Below are 11,994 nucleotides of genomic sequence, written 5' to 3'. Positions count from 1 at the left end.
CTCGGGCATAATTCGCTCCCCTCGGAAGATATTTGCCGGAATCGCGTATGAAGTTTTTCAGCTCCCTCCTAGTCGCCTGCGCGCTGTTCAGCGGTGTCGCCCAGGCCTCCAGCAGCCAGGCCTGGAACGAGCAGCGCCAGCAGATGCTCAAGGCGTGCCTTGCCGCCAGCCAGTTCAAGGACGCCCATGCGCGCGGCAAGCCCGCCGAATTCGACGACCAGGTCGGCATGAGTGCCCTGCTGATCGAAGGCGTCTACCCGCAAAAGCACATGCAGCAACGTAGCGGCACCGAATTGTGCCTTTACGACCGCCAGCACCAGCGCGCGTTCGTCAGCGAATGGAACCCGGAAGCCAAGTGACCGACAACCTGCGTTTCGCCTGCACCGGCTGCGGCAAGTGCTGCACCGGCCACCATGTACCGCTGACTCTTGACGAGGCGCGCCAATGGGCGGCGTCTGCGGGCCAGGTGGTGGTATTGATCGAAGCCTTCGTGGCCGATGGCCCGGGCATGCCGGAGGAGCAACGCGAGCATGTGCTGCGCCGCTCCCACCCGGTGGCCTGCGGCGACACGGTCGCTCGCGTCTCGGTGACCTTCGCGGCATTCAACCCGGGGCGCTGTCGCAACCTCGACGACAATGACCTGTGCACCATTTACGACGCGCGCCCGCTGGTCTGTCGCATCTACCCGGTGGAAATCAACCCGCATATTCCGCTGCGACCCGAGAACAAGGACTGCCCGACCGAGGCTTGGCAGCAGGGGCCGGCGCTGATTCATGGCAGCCAGCTGGCCGACGCGGGGCTGGCGGCGCTGGTGGAGGCTTCGCGCCAGGCGGATCGTGATGACATCGCGGCCAAGGTTGCGGTTTGTCAGGCGTTGGGCATGACTACCAGTGCGCTGAAAGGGAACGGGTTTACGGCTTATCTGCCGGAGATGGGGGCTTTTGCGGCAGCGTTGGCGCAGGTGCCGGAGGATAATGGGGCGCGGTGGACGCTGCATGTGCAGGATGAAGCGTTGACGGCCCGCTTGCGGGGGGTTGGGCTGAGCACGATCTCTGAAACGCCGGTTTATTACGCGTTTATTGGGTTTTGAGGGGGTAACGCGGATTGCGGGGGGCCCCACCACAAAACCTTCGCCAAACCCAAAACTGTCACCGCTGTCAGCCAGCCGTCATGCTGCCGACCCTCTCCAGGGGCTATAAGCTTGAGTACAGACAACCGTCTCCCCCCTCTGGCCAAGGTGCCCGCCCCCGATGCGACGTCCGTCCCGCTCTGTCACCCTTGCCGCCTTGGCGCTGCTCATTCTGGTAGCGCTGGGCGTCTGGTTCAGCCAGCGTCAACCAGCGCCCGCCCCCCGCGCCCAGGCAGCGATCCCCGTGCGCGTGGTCAGCGTCACCCAACAAGACGTGCCGCGCTATACCAGCGCCATCGGCTCGGTGCTGTCGCTGCACAGCGTCGAAATCCGCGCACAGGTAGAAGGCGTGCTGACCCAGGTGCTGGTCAAGGAAGGCCAATGGGTAAAGGAAGGCGACCTGCTGGCCACCCTCGACGACCGTTCGATCCGCGCCAGCCTCGACCAGGCGCGCGCGCAGCTCGGGCAGAGCCAGGCGCAGATCCAGGTCGCCGGTGTCGACCTCAAGCGCTACCGCCTGCTGAGTACCGATGACGGGGTATCCAAGCAAACCCTCGACCAGCAGCAGGCCCTGGTCAACCAGTTGCAGGCCACGGTCAAGGGCAACCAGGCCGCCATCGCCAACGCCGAAGTCCAACTGTCCTACACGCAGATCCGCTCACCGGTGACTGGCCGGGTCGGTATCCGTAACGTCGACCCCGGCAACCTGGTGCGCAGCAGCGACACCCAGGGCCTGTTCAGCGTGACCCAGATCGACCCGATCGCCGTCGAGTTCGCCCTGCCGCAACAGATGCTGCCCACCCTGCAAAGCCTGCTCAAGGCGCCTAATCCGGCATTGGTGCAGGCCTATATGGACGCCGACGGCGAACGTAGCCTGCTCGGTGAGGGCCACTTGGCGCTGATCGACAACCAGATTTCGGCGACCACGGGCACGGTGCGGGTAAAGGCCGAGTTCGACAACAAGGACGGGCGCCTGTGGCCCGGCCAACTGGTCACCATTCGCTTGCGCACGGCAATGCAAGAAGACGCCCTGGTGGTGCCGCCACCCGTGGTGCAGCGCGGCGTCGACGGCCATTTCGTCTACCGCCTGGACGGTGACAAGGTGACCAGCGTGCCGGTCAAGGTGCTGTACCAGGACAGCGGGCTGAACGTTATCGCCGGGGTCAAGGCAGGCGAGCGCCTGGTGCTCGACGGCCAGTCGCGGCTCAAGCCTGGTTCGCGGGTCGAAGTCACCACCGATGCGCCGGCCCCCGCAGAAATGGCCGACGGCCGGAGCCGGCCATGAACGCGCGCAACGGGGTTTCGGCCTGGTGCATCGACCACCCGATCGCTACCTTGCTGCTGACTTTCGCCCTGGTGCTGCTGGGCGCCATTGCCTTCCCCCGCCTGCCGGTGGCTCCGCTGCCCGAGGCCGACTTCCCGACCATTCAGGTCACCGCCCAGTTGCCAGGGGCCAGCCCGGAAACCATGGCCTCGTCGGTGGCCACGCCGCTGGAGGTGCAGTTCAGTGCCATCCCCGGCATGACCCAGATGACCAGCAGCAGCGCGCTGGGGTCGACCAACCTGATTCTGCAGTTCACCCTCGACAAGAACATCGACACGGCGGCCCAGGAAGTCCAGGCCGCGATCAACACCGCCACGGCCCGCTTGCCGCAAGACCTGCCCAACCCGCCGACCTGGCGCAAGGTCAACCCGGCCGACAGCCCGGTGCTGGTGCTGACCGTCAGCTCGAACCAGATGCCTGGCAATGACCTGAGCGATTACACCGAAACCCTGTTGGCACGCCAACTGAGCCAGATCGACGGGGTCGGCCTGATCAATATCACCGGGCAATTGCGCCCCGCCATCCGCGTGCAGGCGCAACCGGAGAAGCTGGCAGCCATCGGCCTGACCCTCGCCGACCTGCGCCTGGCCATCCAGCAGACCAGCCTCAACCTGGCCAAGGGCGCGCTGTACGGCGAGCACAGCGTGTCGACCCTCGCGGCCAACGACCAGCTGTTCCACCCCGAGGACTACGCCCAACTGATCGTCTCGTACCGCGACGGTGCGCCGGTGCACCTGCGCGACGTGGCCAAGGTGATCAACGGCGCCGAAAACGCCTACGTCAAGGCCTGGTCCGGGGACCAGCCGGGGTTGAACCTGGTGATCTTTCGCCAGCCCGGCGCCAATATCGTCGACACCGTGGACCGGGTGCTGGCCGCCCTGCCCAAGCTGCAGGAAATGCTCCCCGCTTCAATCGAGGTGTCGGTCCTGCAGGACCGCACCCAAACCATCCGCGCCTCGCTGCACGAAGTGGAGCTGACCCTGATGATCGCTGTGGCCCTGGTGATCGGGGTCATGGCGCTGTTCCTGCGTCAATGGTCTGCGACCCTGGTGGTGTCCAGCGTGCTCGGGGTGTCGCTGATTGCCAGTTGCGCGCTGATGTACGTACTCGGTTTCAGCCTGAACAACCTGACCCTGGTGGCCATCGTCATTTCGGTGGGGTTCGTGGTGGACGATGCCATCGTCGTGGTGGAAAACATCCACCGCCACCTCGAAGCGGGGGACGACAGCCGCACGGCGGCACTCAAGGGCGCCGGCGAAATCGGCTTCACCGTGGTGTCGATCAGTTTCTCGCTGATTGCCGCATTTATCCCGCTGCTGTTCATGGGCGGGGTGGTCGGGCGTCTGTTCAAAGAGTTTGCCCTGACCGCCACAGCCACCATCCTGATTTCGGTGGTGGTCTCGCTGACCCTGGCACCCACCCTCTGCGCGTTGTTCATGCGCCGCCCGGCCGGCGAGCAGCACGGCGGCTTTGGCGAGCGCCTGGTGAGGTGGTACGAAAAAGGCCTGAACCGCGCCCTGGCCCATCAGCGCCTGACCCTCGGCGTGTTCGGCCTGACTCTGGCCCTGGCCGTGGTGGGTTACGTGGCCATCCCCAAGGGCTTCTTCCCGCTGCAGGACACCGGCTTCATTCTCGGCACCAGCGAAGCGGCGGCGGACGTGTCGTACCCTTCGATGATCGAAAAGCACCAGGCCCTGGCCAAGATCATCGAAGCTGACCCGGCCGTGCGTGCGTTTTCGCACTCGGTCGGCGTCACCGGCAGCAACCAGACCATCGCCAATGGCCGCTTCTGGATCGCCCTCAAGCCCCGCGGCGAGCGCGATGTCTCGGCCAGCGAGCTGATCGACCGGCTGCGGCCCAAGCTCGCCCAGGTGCCGGGCATCGTCCTGTACATGCGCGCTGGCCAGGACATCAACCTCAGTTCCGGCCCGTCGCGCACCCAGTACCAGTACGTGCTCAAGAGCAACGACGGCGTGGCATTGAACCTGTGGACCCAGCGCCTGACCGACCGCCTGCGTGAAAACCCGGCACTGCGCGACCTGTCCAACGACCTGCAACTGGGGGCCAGCGTCACCCGCATCGACATCGACCGCCAGGCCGCCGCGCGCTTCGGCCTGACCACCACCGACGTCGACCAGGCGCTGTACGACGCCTTCGGCCAACGGCAGATCAGCGAATTCCAGACCGAGACCAACCAGTACAAAGTGATCCTGGAACTGGACGCGCGCCAGCGTGGCAAGGCCGAGAGCCTCAACTATTTCTACCTGCGCTCGCCCCTGAGCAACGAGATGGTGCCGTTGTCTGCCGTGGCCCACGTTGCCGCGCCCAGCACCGGGCCGCTGTCGATCAGCCACGATGGGCTGTTCCCGGCTGCCAACCTGTCGTTCAACCTGGCCCCTGGCGTGGCCTTGGGCGATGCGGTGAGCATCCTGGAGCGCACCCAGCGCGAACTGGGCATGCCCGACTCGATCAGTGGCAACTTCCAGGGCGCGGCCCAGGCCTTCCAGAGCTCGCTGTCGAGCCAGCCGTGGCTGATCCTCGCCGCCCTGGTGGCGGTGTACATCATTCTCGGGGTGCTCTACGAGAGCTTTGTCCACCCGCTGACCATCATCTCGACCCTGCCCTCGGCGGGCCTGGGCGCGCTGATCCTGCTCTGGGCCATGGGCCAGGACTTCAGCATCATGGGCTTGATCGGCGTGGTGCTGCTGATCGGCATCGTCAAGAAAAACGGCATCCTCTTGATCGACTTCGCCCTTGAAGCCCAGCGCCATCACGGCATGACGCCCGAGCAGGCGATCCATCAGGCCTGCCTGACGCGCTTTCGGCCGATCATCATGACCACCCTGGCCGCGCTGCTCGGCGCGGTGCCGCTGATGTTCGGTTTCGGCGCTGGTGCCGAGCTGCGCCAGCCGCTGGGTATCGCCGTGGTCGGCGGGTTGCTGGTGAGCCAGGCCCTGACGCTGTTCACCACCCCAGTCATATACTTGGCCCTGGAGCGCCTGTTCCATCGCCGTCGGGCCGCCAACGCGGCCGCGCCAAGTGCCAGTTGAGACAAGACCATGCGTGTGCTGATCATCGAAGACGAAGAAAAAACCGCCGATTACCTGCATCGCGGCCTCAGCGAGCAAGGCTTTACCGTGGACCTGGCGCGTGACGGCATCGACGGCCTGCACCTGGCCCTGGAAGGTGACTATGCGGTAATCGTGCTCGACGTGATGCTGCCGGGCCTGGACGGCTACGGCGTGCTGCGCGCCTTGCGGGCGCGCAAGCAGACGCCGGTGATCATGCTGACCGCCCGCGAGCGGGTCGAAGACCGCATCCATGGCCTACGCGAAGGGGCCGATGATTACCTGGGCAAGCCCTTTTCCTTCCTTGAACTGGTCGCCCGCCTGCAGGCCCTGACCCGCCGCAGCAGCAGCCACGAACCGCTGCAGATACAGGTCGCCGACCTGTGGATCGACCTGATGGCACGTAAGGCCAGCCGGGGCGGCCAACGCCTGGACCTGACCGCCAAGGAGTTCTCGCTGCTCAGTGTGCTGGCCCGCCGCCAGGGCGAAATCCTGTCCAAGACCGCGATTGCCGAGCTGGTCTGGGACATCAACTTCGACAGTGACGCGAATGTCGTCGAAGTGGCGATCAAGCGCCTGCGCGCCAAGCTCGACGGGCCATTCGACCACAAGCTGCTGCACACCATCCGAGGCATGGGCTATGTCCTGGAAAACCGTGCGGGCTAACTCCATCGCACTGCGCCTGTCGGTGCTGTTCATCCTGGTGGCAGTGAGCGTGTTCCTGCTGATCGGTACGGCGCTGTACCGCCAGGTCGATCGCAGCCTCGACCTTCTGCCGGCCGCCGAGCTGGATGCGCGTTTCAGTGTGCTGGAGTCCACCCTCAACCGTTTCGGCACGGCCGAACACTGGGCCAAGGTCAGCAACAAGCTCAACCTGCTCAGTGAAGAGGACAAGCGCATCCGCTTCTGGGTAGTCAGCAGCGACCCGGCCTACGACTATGGCCACCCCAGCGAGCTGGTTCGCGCATTTGCCGAAGGCCCGCCGGGCATGCGCGACCTGCGCCTGCCCGGCCAGCCCTACCCTTACAAGGTGCTGGTCAGCGAGTTGCCGGCGCTGGCCGAGCGCCCACCGCTGCGCTTTCTGATCGGCATCGACACCGAGACCTTCTGGCAGGCGCAGCACAGCCTGCTGGTGGCCATCGTTGGCTTGGCGGTGCTCGGCGTGCTGCTGGCCTCGGTGCTCGGCTACTGGGTGGCGCGCATCGGCCTGCGCCCGTTGCTGGCACTGTCCAACGAAGCCCAGGCATTGGCGCCGCCACGCCTGGACGGGCGCCTGCAAACCCACGACCTGGCCCCGGAGCTGGCGCAGTTCGCCGGGGCCTTCAACGCCGCGCTCGACCGCGTCAGCCAGGCCTACTCTCGGCTGGAGGCGTTCAACGCCGACGTCGCCCACGAGCTGCGCTCGCCGCTGACCAACCTGATTGGCCAGACCCAGGTGGCGCTGACCCGCGGCCGCAGCGCCGAGCACTACTTCGAAGTGCTGCAATCGAACCTCGAAGAGCTGGAGCGCCTGCGCAGCATCATCAACGACATGCTGTTTTTGGCCAGCGCCGACCAGGGCAGCAAGGCCACCGCACTGACCCAGGCCTCGCTGGCCGAGGAAGTGGCGACCACGCTGGACTACCTGGACTACATCCTCGAAGACGCACAGGTCCGCGTCGCGGTCAGTGGCGATGCCCAGGCGCCCATCGAGAAAGCCCAGCTGCGCCGGGCGCTGATCAACCTGCTGAACAATGCCGTGCAGCACACCGCGCCCAACCAGGTGATCCAGGTGCGGATCGACAGCGGGCCGGGCCAGGTCAGCATCGCCGTGAGCAACCCGGGCCCGGCGATCGAAGACGCACACCTGCCGCTGCTGTTCGAGCGCTTCTATCGGGTGGATGCAGCGCGCAGCAACAGTGGGGGTGGCAACCATGGTTTGGGCTTGGCCATCGTCAAAGCGATTGCGTTGATGCATGGCGGCGAGGTTTTTGTACGCAGCGAAGCAGGCGCCAACACCTTCGGCATTCGCCTGCCAAGCGCTCAACTGCGCGGGTTTGCCGCAGAAGCCTGAACTTTCGCCGCATGATCGTTACCTTTTGCGCAACAGTGCTTATCGTACTTCGCTCTGTTTCAAGTGCCCTGAAGGGACTAACTTTAGCCCTGTCCTCATTAGCACTTGCATCGCAAGAAGGTAGTTTCAAATGTCCAACAGTATGGGTATTGCCAGCGTCTTCGTCCTGTCTTCCCTGTTGTTGTCGCCCCTGGCCATGGCCGAAGAATCCCCAGCTTTCGTCGCCCGTAATGCAGAGCTCGCCGCCGTCCATCAAGAGGCCCGCGACGCTGTAGCCGCACAACAGGCCGATGCCGTAAAAGACGCAAACCAGACCGCTTCCAAGGTGTCCAGCGACGCCAATGCCGACAGCTGATCGGCCGCCGTACCTGCTCCCGTTTTCCCTTGGCTACGCCATGGGCACCTTAGGTGCCGATATGTTAGCCTTTTAAAGCCGCTGCCAATCAGCGGCTTTTTTTATGTGTTTTAACTATCAGCCCGGCGGCAACGTCACTCATAAGAAAGTTGCACATTCAAAAATAAAAACTGCCCCACCGTCAGACCAAAGGAGCTAGTACCGGTGCCTTCCGCGTTTCGCTTTACCCCGTTTTTCATTGCATTGACTGCAACGATGCCTTTCGCCGCCCAGGCAGATGAAGACAAGGCTGATGGCTTCATCGAAGGGTCTTCCCTGAACCTGCATTTTCGTAATGCCTACTTCAACCGCGACAACCACAATGCCGGCGCGCGCGACACCCGCGAGTGGGGCCAGGGCGCAGTGGCGCGCTTCGAGTCGGGCTATACCCCCGGCGTGATCGGCTTCGGCGTGGACGCCCATGCCATGCTGGGCCTCAAGCTCGATGGCGGTGGCGGCCATGCTGGCACCAGCATTCTGCCGCAGCATGTGAAGGACGACGGCGAACTGGGCGCGGCCCCGCATTCGTTCTCTACCGCAGGTGCAGCAGTCAAACTCAAGGGTTTTGACACCGAGCTGAAGGCCGGTGACCTGTTCCTCACCAACCCGGTGATCGCCGGTGGCGAAACCCGCATGCTGCCGCAGACCTTCCGCGGTGTGAGCCTGACCAACACCAGCATCGACGGCCTGCTGCTCGAAGGCGGCCAGGTCAGCTTCACCAAGCCGTACAACCAGAGCGGCCACCGCCGCATCGACACCTACTACGGCTCGCTGGACGAACACGACAAGAGCAAGCACCTGAACTGGGCCGGCGCAGCGTGGAGCGGTAGCGAAAACATCACCGCCAACCTGTACGCCGCCGAGCTGAAGGACATCTGGAACCAGTACTACGCCGACTTCGACTACACCTATGTGGTCAACGACCTGGTCAGCCTCAACCCGGGTGTGCACTTCTACCACACCCAGGACACCGGCCAGGCCCTGCTGGGCAAGATCGACAACAACACCTACAGCGTGCACTTCACCGTCAACGCCGGGTTCCACAGCGTCACGGCTGCCTACCAGCGGGTCAATGGCGATACGCCGTTCGACTACATCAACCTGGGCGACAGCGTGTACCTGGACAACTCGCGCATGTACTCGGACTTCAACGCGCCCAACGAGCGCTCGTGGAAGCTGCAGTACGGCTACAACTTCGCAGGCCTGGGCATCCCCGGCCTGAGCACGACGCTGTCGTACTCGCGCGGCGAGGCAGACCTGACCAAAGCCGACCAGAACAACACCCATTACGACTACTACCGCGCCGATGGCAAGAATGCCATGCACTGGGAGCGTGACCTGGACGTGAAATACGTGTTCCAGGAAGGCGACTTCAAGGACCTCTCGGTGCTGGTGCGTTACGCCGCCCACCGGGGCAGCCAGGGCTATGCGTCGATCGACAGCAACAGCGACAACGACGAACTGCGGGTGATCGTCGATTATCCGTTGAACGTGTTCTGACCTGAGTTAGGCGCGAGGGCGACGCTGTTAGGGGATCAGGGGCGCACGGGTGCATGTCTTGATTGTTCCAGCGCCCTCTAGATCGAGCGCCGCCCGCGCGGCGCTCGATCTCACAGGCACCGCCCACTTCCAGCCAAACAAGCGCGTGATTCCGTCGGACAAATCTTGTCCGACAATCCCCAGTTCCCTAGAATGTTGCCGCCGCGAATGGCCCTGCCTCAGCAGTAGCGAGCATGCTCACCCGATCACCGCGTTTCGCACTCTACAGGTCGCACCCCGAGCTGATCCTCAACCTGGGCAGTTGCCTTGCCGTGCTCGCCATCGTGGCCATCGTCAGTTACCTGCTGGCCCGTGAGCGCGAAAGCGTCGAACTGTCGGCCATCCGCGCCTCCAACAACATCGTCCAACTGATCGAAAGCGACATCCTGCGCAACGCCGAGCTTTACGATCAGTCGTTGCAGGGCTTGATCTGGGCGGTCGGGCGCAAGGAACTGCCGGAGATCCCCGGTGTGCTACGCCAACGCCTGTTGTTCAATGAAGCGTTCGTCGACCGCAAGCGCGGTGACGTGCTCTGGCTCGACAAGCAAGGCAACGTGGTGGGCGATTCCACCAGCACCGTACCGCGCAAGGCCAACTTCAGCGACACCGGGGTGTTCCAGGCCCATTTACACAATGCCGACCTCGGCTTGCTGGTTGGCCCGCCGTTCAAGGCCAGGCTGGGCGACCTGGACTGGTGCATCAGTTTCAGCCGGCGCATCTCCGGCCCCGATGGCGAATTTGCCGGCCTGGTGGCGGGCGCCCTGCGCCTCTCGTACTTCAGCGAACTGTTCAAACGCCTGGACATCGGCGATGACAGCAGCATCAACCTGTTCAATACCGACGGCCAACTGCTGGCCCGCCAGCCCACGCGCCCGCAAGACCCGCTGATCGGCACCCTCTATGCCGAGCGGCCCAACTTCAAGCGCATCCTTGGCGAGCGCAGTGGCAGCTTCACCGCCCGCTCCGCCACCCACGGCACCTCACGCATGTACACCTTCGCCCGCGTGGCCGACTTGCCACTGATCGTGTTGGTGGTGCACTCGGCCGACGAAGTGTTCCAGTCGTGGCGGCGTACCGCAATTGTGGTCGGCGTGGCCACGGGCGTGCTGTGCATGGGCCTGCTCTGGCTGACCTTGTTGCTGGGCCGCGAACTGCGCCGTCGCCACGAGGCCGAGTTGGGCCTGGCGACACTGGCCGCCACCGATAGCCTGACCGGACTGGCCAACCGCCGTCGGCTGGATCAGGTGCTGCGCCTGGAGTGGGCGCGCGCGCAACGCAACCACAAACCGTTGGCGGTGCTGATGGTGGATGTGGACCATTTCAAGGCGTTCAACCAACGCCACGGCCATGCCGGGGGTGACCATGCACTGCGTGAAGTAGCCAAGTGCATCGAGGCCTGCATCAGGCGCCCGGCGGACCTGGCGGCGCGTTATGGTGGGGAGGAGTTTCAGGTGATCTTGCCCGAGACCGATCTGACCGGGGCGCGGCTGCTGGCCGAACGTATTCGCAGCAGCGTGGCGGCGCTGGCGCCGTTTGCCAATGACACCCGCGCAGTGACGGTGAGCATCGGCATAGGCCTGTACGAAGCAGGCCCCCAGCACGATCTGGCGAGCGTACTGGGGGCTGCGGACGAGGCGCTCTACCGGGCAAAGGCCAATGGCCGCAACCGGGTAGAGGGGCCTACGCTTTAGGAACGGGCGCGGGCGGCGTTACGCAGTGCCTTGACCTGGTCGTGGTTACGCTGCACACCTTGCAGCTGTTTTTCCACCAGGGCGTAGCTCGGATCGCTGGCAGCACGGCCCAGTTTGACCAGTTTCTCACGGGCTTCCTTGTAGGCTTTCAGGGCATGGTCCTCGCCCCGCTCGACCTCGTTCAGCACGGCCTCTTCATCCTTGCCGGTGACCATCGCCTTGAGGTTGACCCAGCCACGGTGCAGGTCACCGCTGATGCTGGTGGATGTCTCAGGGTCGCCACCCAGGCGGCGTACTTCGCTTTGCAGCTCGCCGGCGGCGTTGCCACATTCACCGGCGCGCTGGACGAAGAAGGCTTTCAGCTCGGGGTTTTTCACATCATCGGCCGAGGCCTTGAAGCCTTTTTCGCCATCCTTGCTGTATTCGATCAAGTCGTTGAGCACATCGATCACGTCTTTGTTGGGGTTGCTCATGTTCACGAACTCCTTGGCAGGTGATAGTCATCTGTAATGGAGCAGCGTTCGTGCCAACCCTTGTTTTAGAATTAAATCCTTTTAAATCAATTACTTAAATAATAGCCCAGCCATGCTCGAAGCGGCGTTCTGCATGATTGCCGCTTGGGCCTTCGTGCAGATTGCAGTATGGTCGGCGCTTTTCCACAGCCAGGTGCGCCGATGAAACCGGAAACCCTCGAACTGCTGGTCACCCGGACCATGCCCTTTGGCAAGTACCAAGGCCGCATCATTGCCGATTTGCCGGGCGACTACCTGGCCTGGTTTGCGCGCAAGGGCTTCCC

Annotated in this window: 11 protein-coding genes; 10 read left to right on the top strand and 1 reads right to left on the bottom strand. The window is 64.0% G+C overall.

Annotation, left to right across the window (positions count from 1 at the left end):
- Positions 1–47: 47 nt before the first annotated feature.
- The 9 genes from NP534_RS10475 to NP534_RS10435 all read left to right on the top strand — a co-directional run bounded on the left by NP534_RS10475 (position 48) and on the right by NP534_RS10435 (position 11,198).
- Positions 48–359 (top strand): hypothetical protein, encoded by a 312-nt coding sequence (locus tag NP534_RS10475; RefSeq protein WP_033701241.1) that lies wholly within the window; start codon positions 48–50, stop codon positions 357–359.
- Positions 356–1,090: a YkgJ family cysteine cluster protein gene (locus tag NP534_RS10470; protein WP_274098670.1), complete on the top strand. Its 735-nt coding sequence runs from the start codon at positions 356–358 to the stop codon at positions 1,088–1,090. The genes NP534_RS10475 and NP534_RS10470 overlap by 4 nt, the downstream gene beginning before the upstream one ends.
- 160 nt (positions 1,091–1,250) lie before the next feature.
- Positions 1,251–2,414 carry an efflux RND transporter periplasmic adaptor subunit gene (locus NP534_RS10465; RefSeq protein ID WP_274098669.1) on the top strand — a complete coding sequence of 388 codons (1,164 nt, stop codon included), beginning with the start codon at positions 1,251–1,253 and terminating at the stop codon, positions 2,412–2,414.
- Positions 2,411–5,503 (top strand): multidrug efflux RND transporter permease subunit, encoded by a 3,093-nt coding sequence (locus NP534_RS10460; RefSeq protein ID WP_274098668.1) that lies wholly within the window; start codon positions 2,411–2,413, stop codon positions 5,501–5,503. Before NP534_RS10465 ends, NP534_RS10460 begins: the two co-directional genes overlap by 4 nt.
- 9 nt (positions 5,504–5,512) lie before the next feature.
- A complete protein-coding gene (locus NP534_RS10455; RefSeq protein WP_274098667.1) occupies positions 5,513–6,187 on the top strand; it encodes a heavy metal response regulator transcription factor in 675 nt (224 codons plus the stop codon).
- Positions 6,162–7,574 carry a heavy metal sensor histidine kinase gene (locus NP534_RS10450; protein WP_274098666.1) on the top strand — a complete coding sequence of 471 codons (1,413 nt, stop codon included), beginning with the start codon at positions 6,162–6,164 and terminating at the stop codon, positions 7,572–7,574. Before NP534_RS10455 ends, NP534_RS10450 begins: the two co-directional genes overlap by 26 nt.
- A gap of 130 nt (positions 7,575–7,704) precedes the next feature.
- The gene (locus NP534_RS10445) at positions 7,705–7,929 is read left to right on the top strand and encodes a hypothetical protein (protein WP_033701248.1); all 225 of its coding nucleotides are present in this window, start codon (positions 7,705–7,707) and stop codon (positions 7,927–7,929) included.
- Between the two features lie 204 nt (positions 7,930–8,133).
- Positions 8,134–9,468, top strand: coding sequence for an OprD family porin (locus NP534_RS10440; RefSeq protein ID WP_274098665.1), 1,335 nt, complete (start codon positions 8,134–8,136; stop codon positions 9,466–9,468).
- A gap of 233 nt (positions 9,469–9,701) precedes the next feature.
- The gene (locus NP534_RS10435; protein WP_274098664.1) at positions 9,702–11,198 is read left to right on the top strand and encodes a sensor domain-containing diguanylate cyclase; all 1,497 of its coding nucleotides are present in this window, start codon (positions 9,702–9,704) and stop codon (positions 11,196–11,198) included.
- Here NP534_RS10435 and NP534_RS10430 read toward each other — a convergent pair.
- Complete coding sequence (locus tag NP534_RS10430; protein WP_274098663.1) at positions 11,195–11,671, bottom strand: ferritin-like domain-containing protein; 477 nt, start codon at positions 11,669–11,671, stop codon at positions 11,195–11,197. The two genes, NP534_RS10435 and NP534_RS10430, sit on opposite strands and share 4 nt — an antisense overlap.
- Before the next feature lie 201 nt (positions 11,672–11,872).
- Here NP534_RS10430 and NP534_RS10425 point away from each other — a divergent pair.
- Positions 11,873–11,994: putative quorum-sensing-regulated virulence factor (locus NP534_RS10425; RefSeq protein ID WP_274098674.1), on the top strand; the 122-nt coding region annotated here is incomplete at its 3' end.

Origin of the sequence: Pseudomonas sp. 39004 (genome assembly GCF_028682155.1) — a bacterium.
Lineage (GTDB): Bacteria > Pseudomonadota > Gammaproteobacteria > Pseudomonadales > Pseudomonadaceae > Aquipseudomonas > Aquipseudomonas capeferrum.
Note: the sequence above shows the minus strand (reverse complement) of the source record. Positions and strands in the feature narration are given on the sequence as shown.

Bases quoted from the DNA above. Each gene is read 5' to 3' on its own strand.
- NP534_RS10445 (WP_033701248.1), top strand. From the start codon at position 7,705: ATGTCCAACAGTATGGGTATTGCCAGCGTCTTCGTCCTGTCTTCCCTG.
- NP534_RS10435 (WP_274098664.1), top strand. From the start codon at position 9,702: ATGCTCACCCGATCACCGCGTTTCGCACTCTACAGGTCGCACCCCGAG.
- NP534_RS10450 (WP_274098666.1), top strand. From the start codon at position 6,162: ATGTCCTGGAAAACCGTGCGGGCTAACTCCATCGCACTGCGCCTGTCG.
- NP534_RS10460 (WP_274098668.1), top strand. From the start codon at position 2,411: ATGAACGCGCGCAACGGGGTTTCGGCCTGGTGCATCGACCACCCGATC.
- NP534_RS10475 (WP_033701241.1), top strand. From the start codon at position 48: ATGAAGTTTTTCAGCTCCCTCCTAGTCGCCTGCGCGCTGTTCAGCGGT.
- NP534_RS10430 (WP_274098663.1), bottom strand. From the start codon at position 11,671: ATGAGCAACCCCAACAAAGACGTGATCGATGTGCTCAACGACTTGATC.
- NP534_RS10455 (WP_274098667.1), top strand. From the start codon at position 5,513: ATGCGTGTGCTGATCATCGAAGACGAAGAAAAAACCGCCGATTACCTG.
- NP534_RS10465 (WP_274098669.1), top strand. From the start codon at position 1,251: ATGCGACGTCCGTCCCGCTCTGTCACCCTTGCCGCCTTGGCGCTGCTC.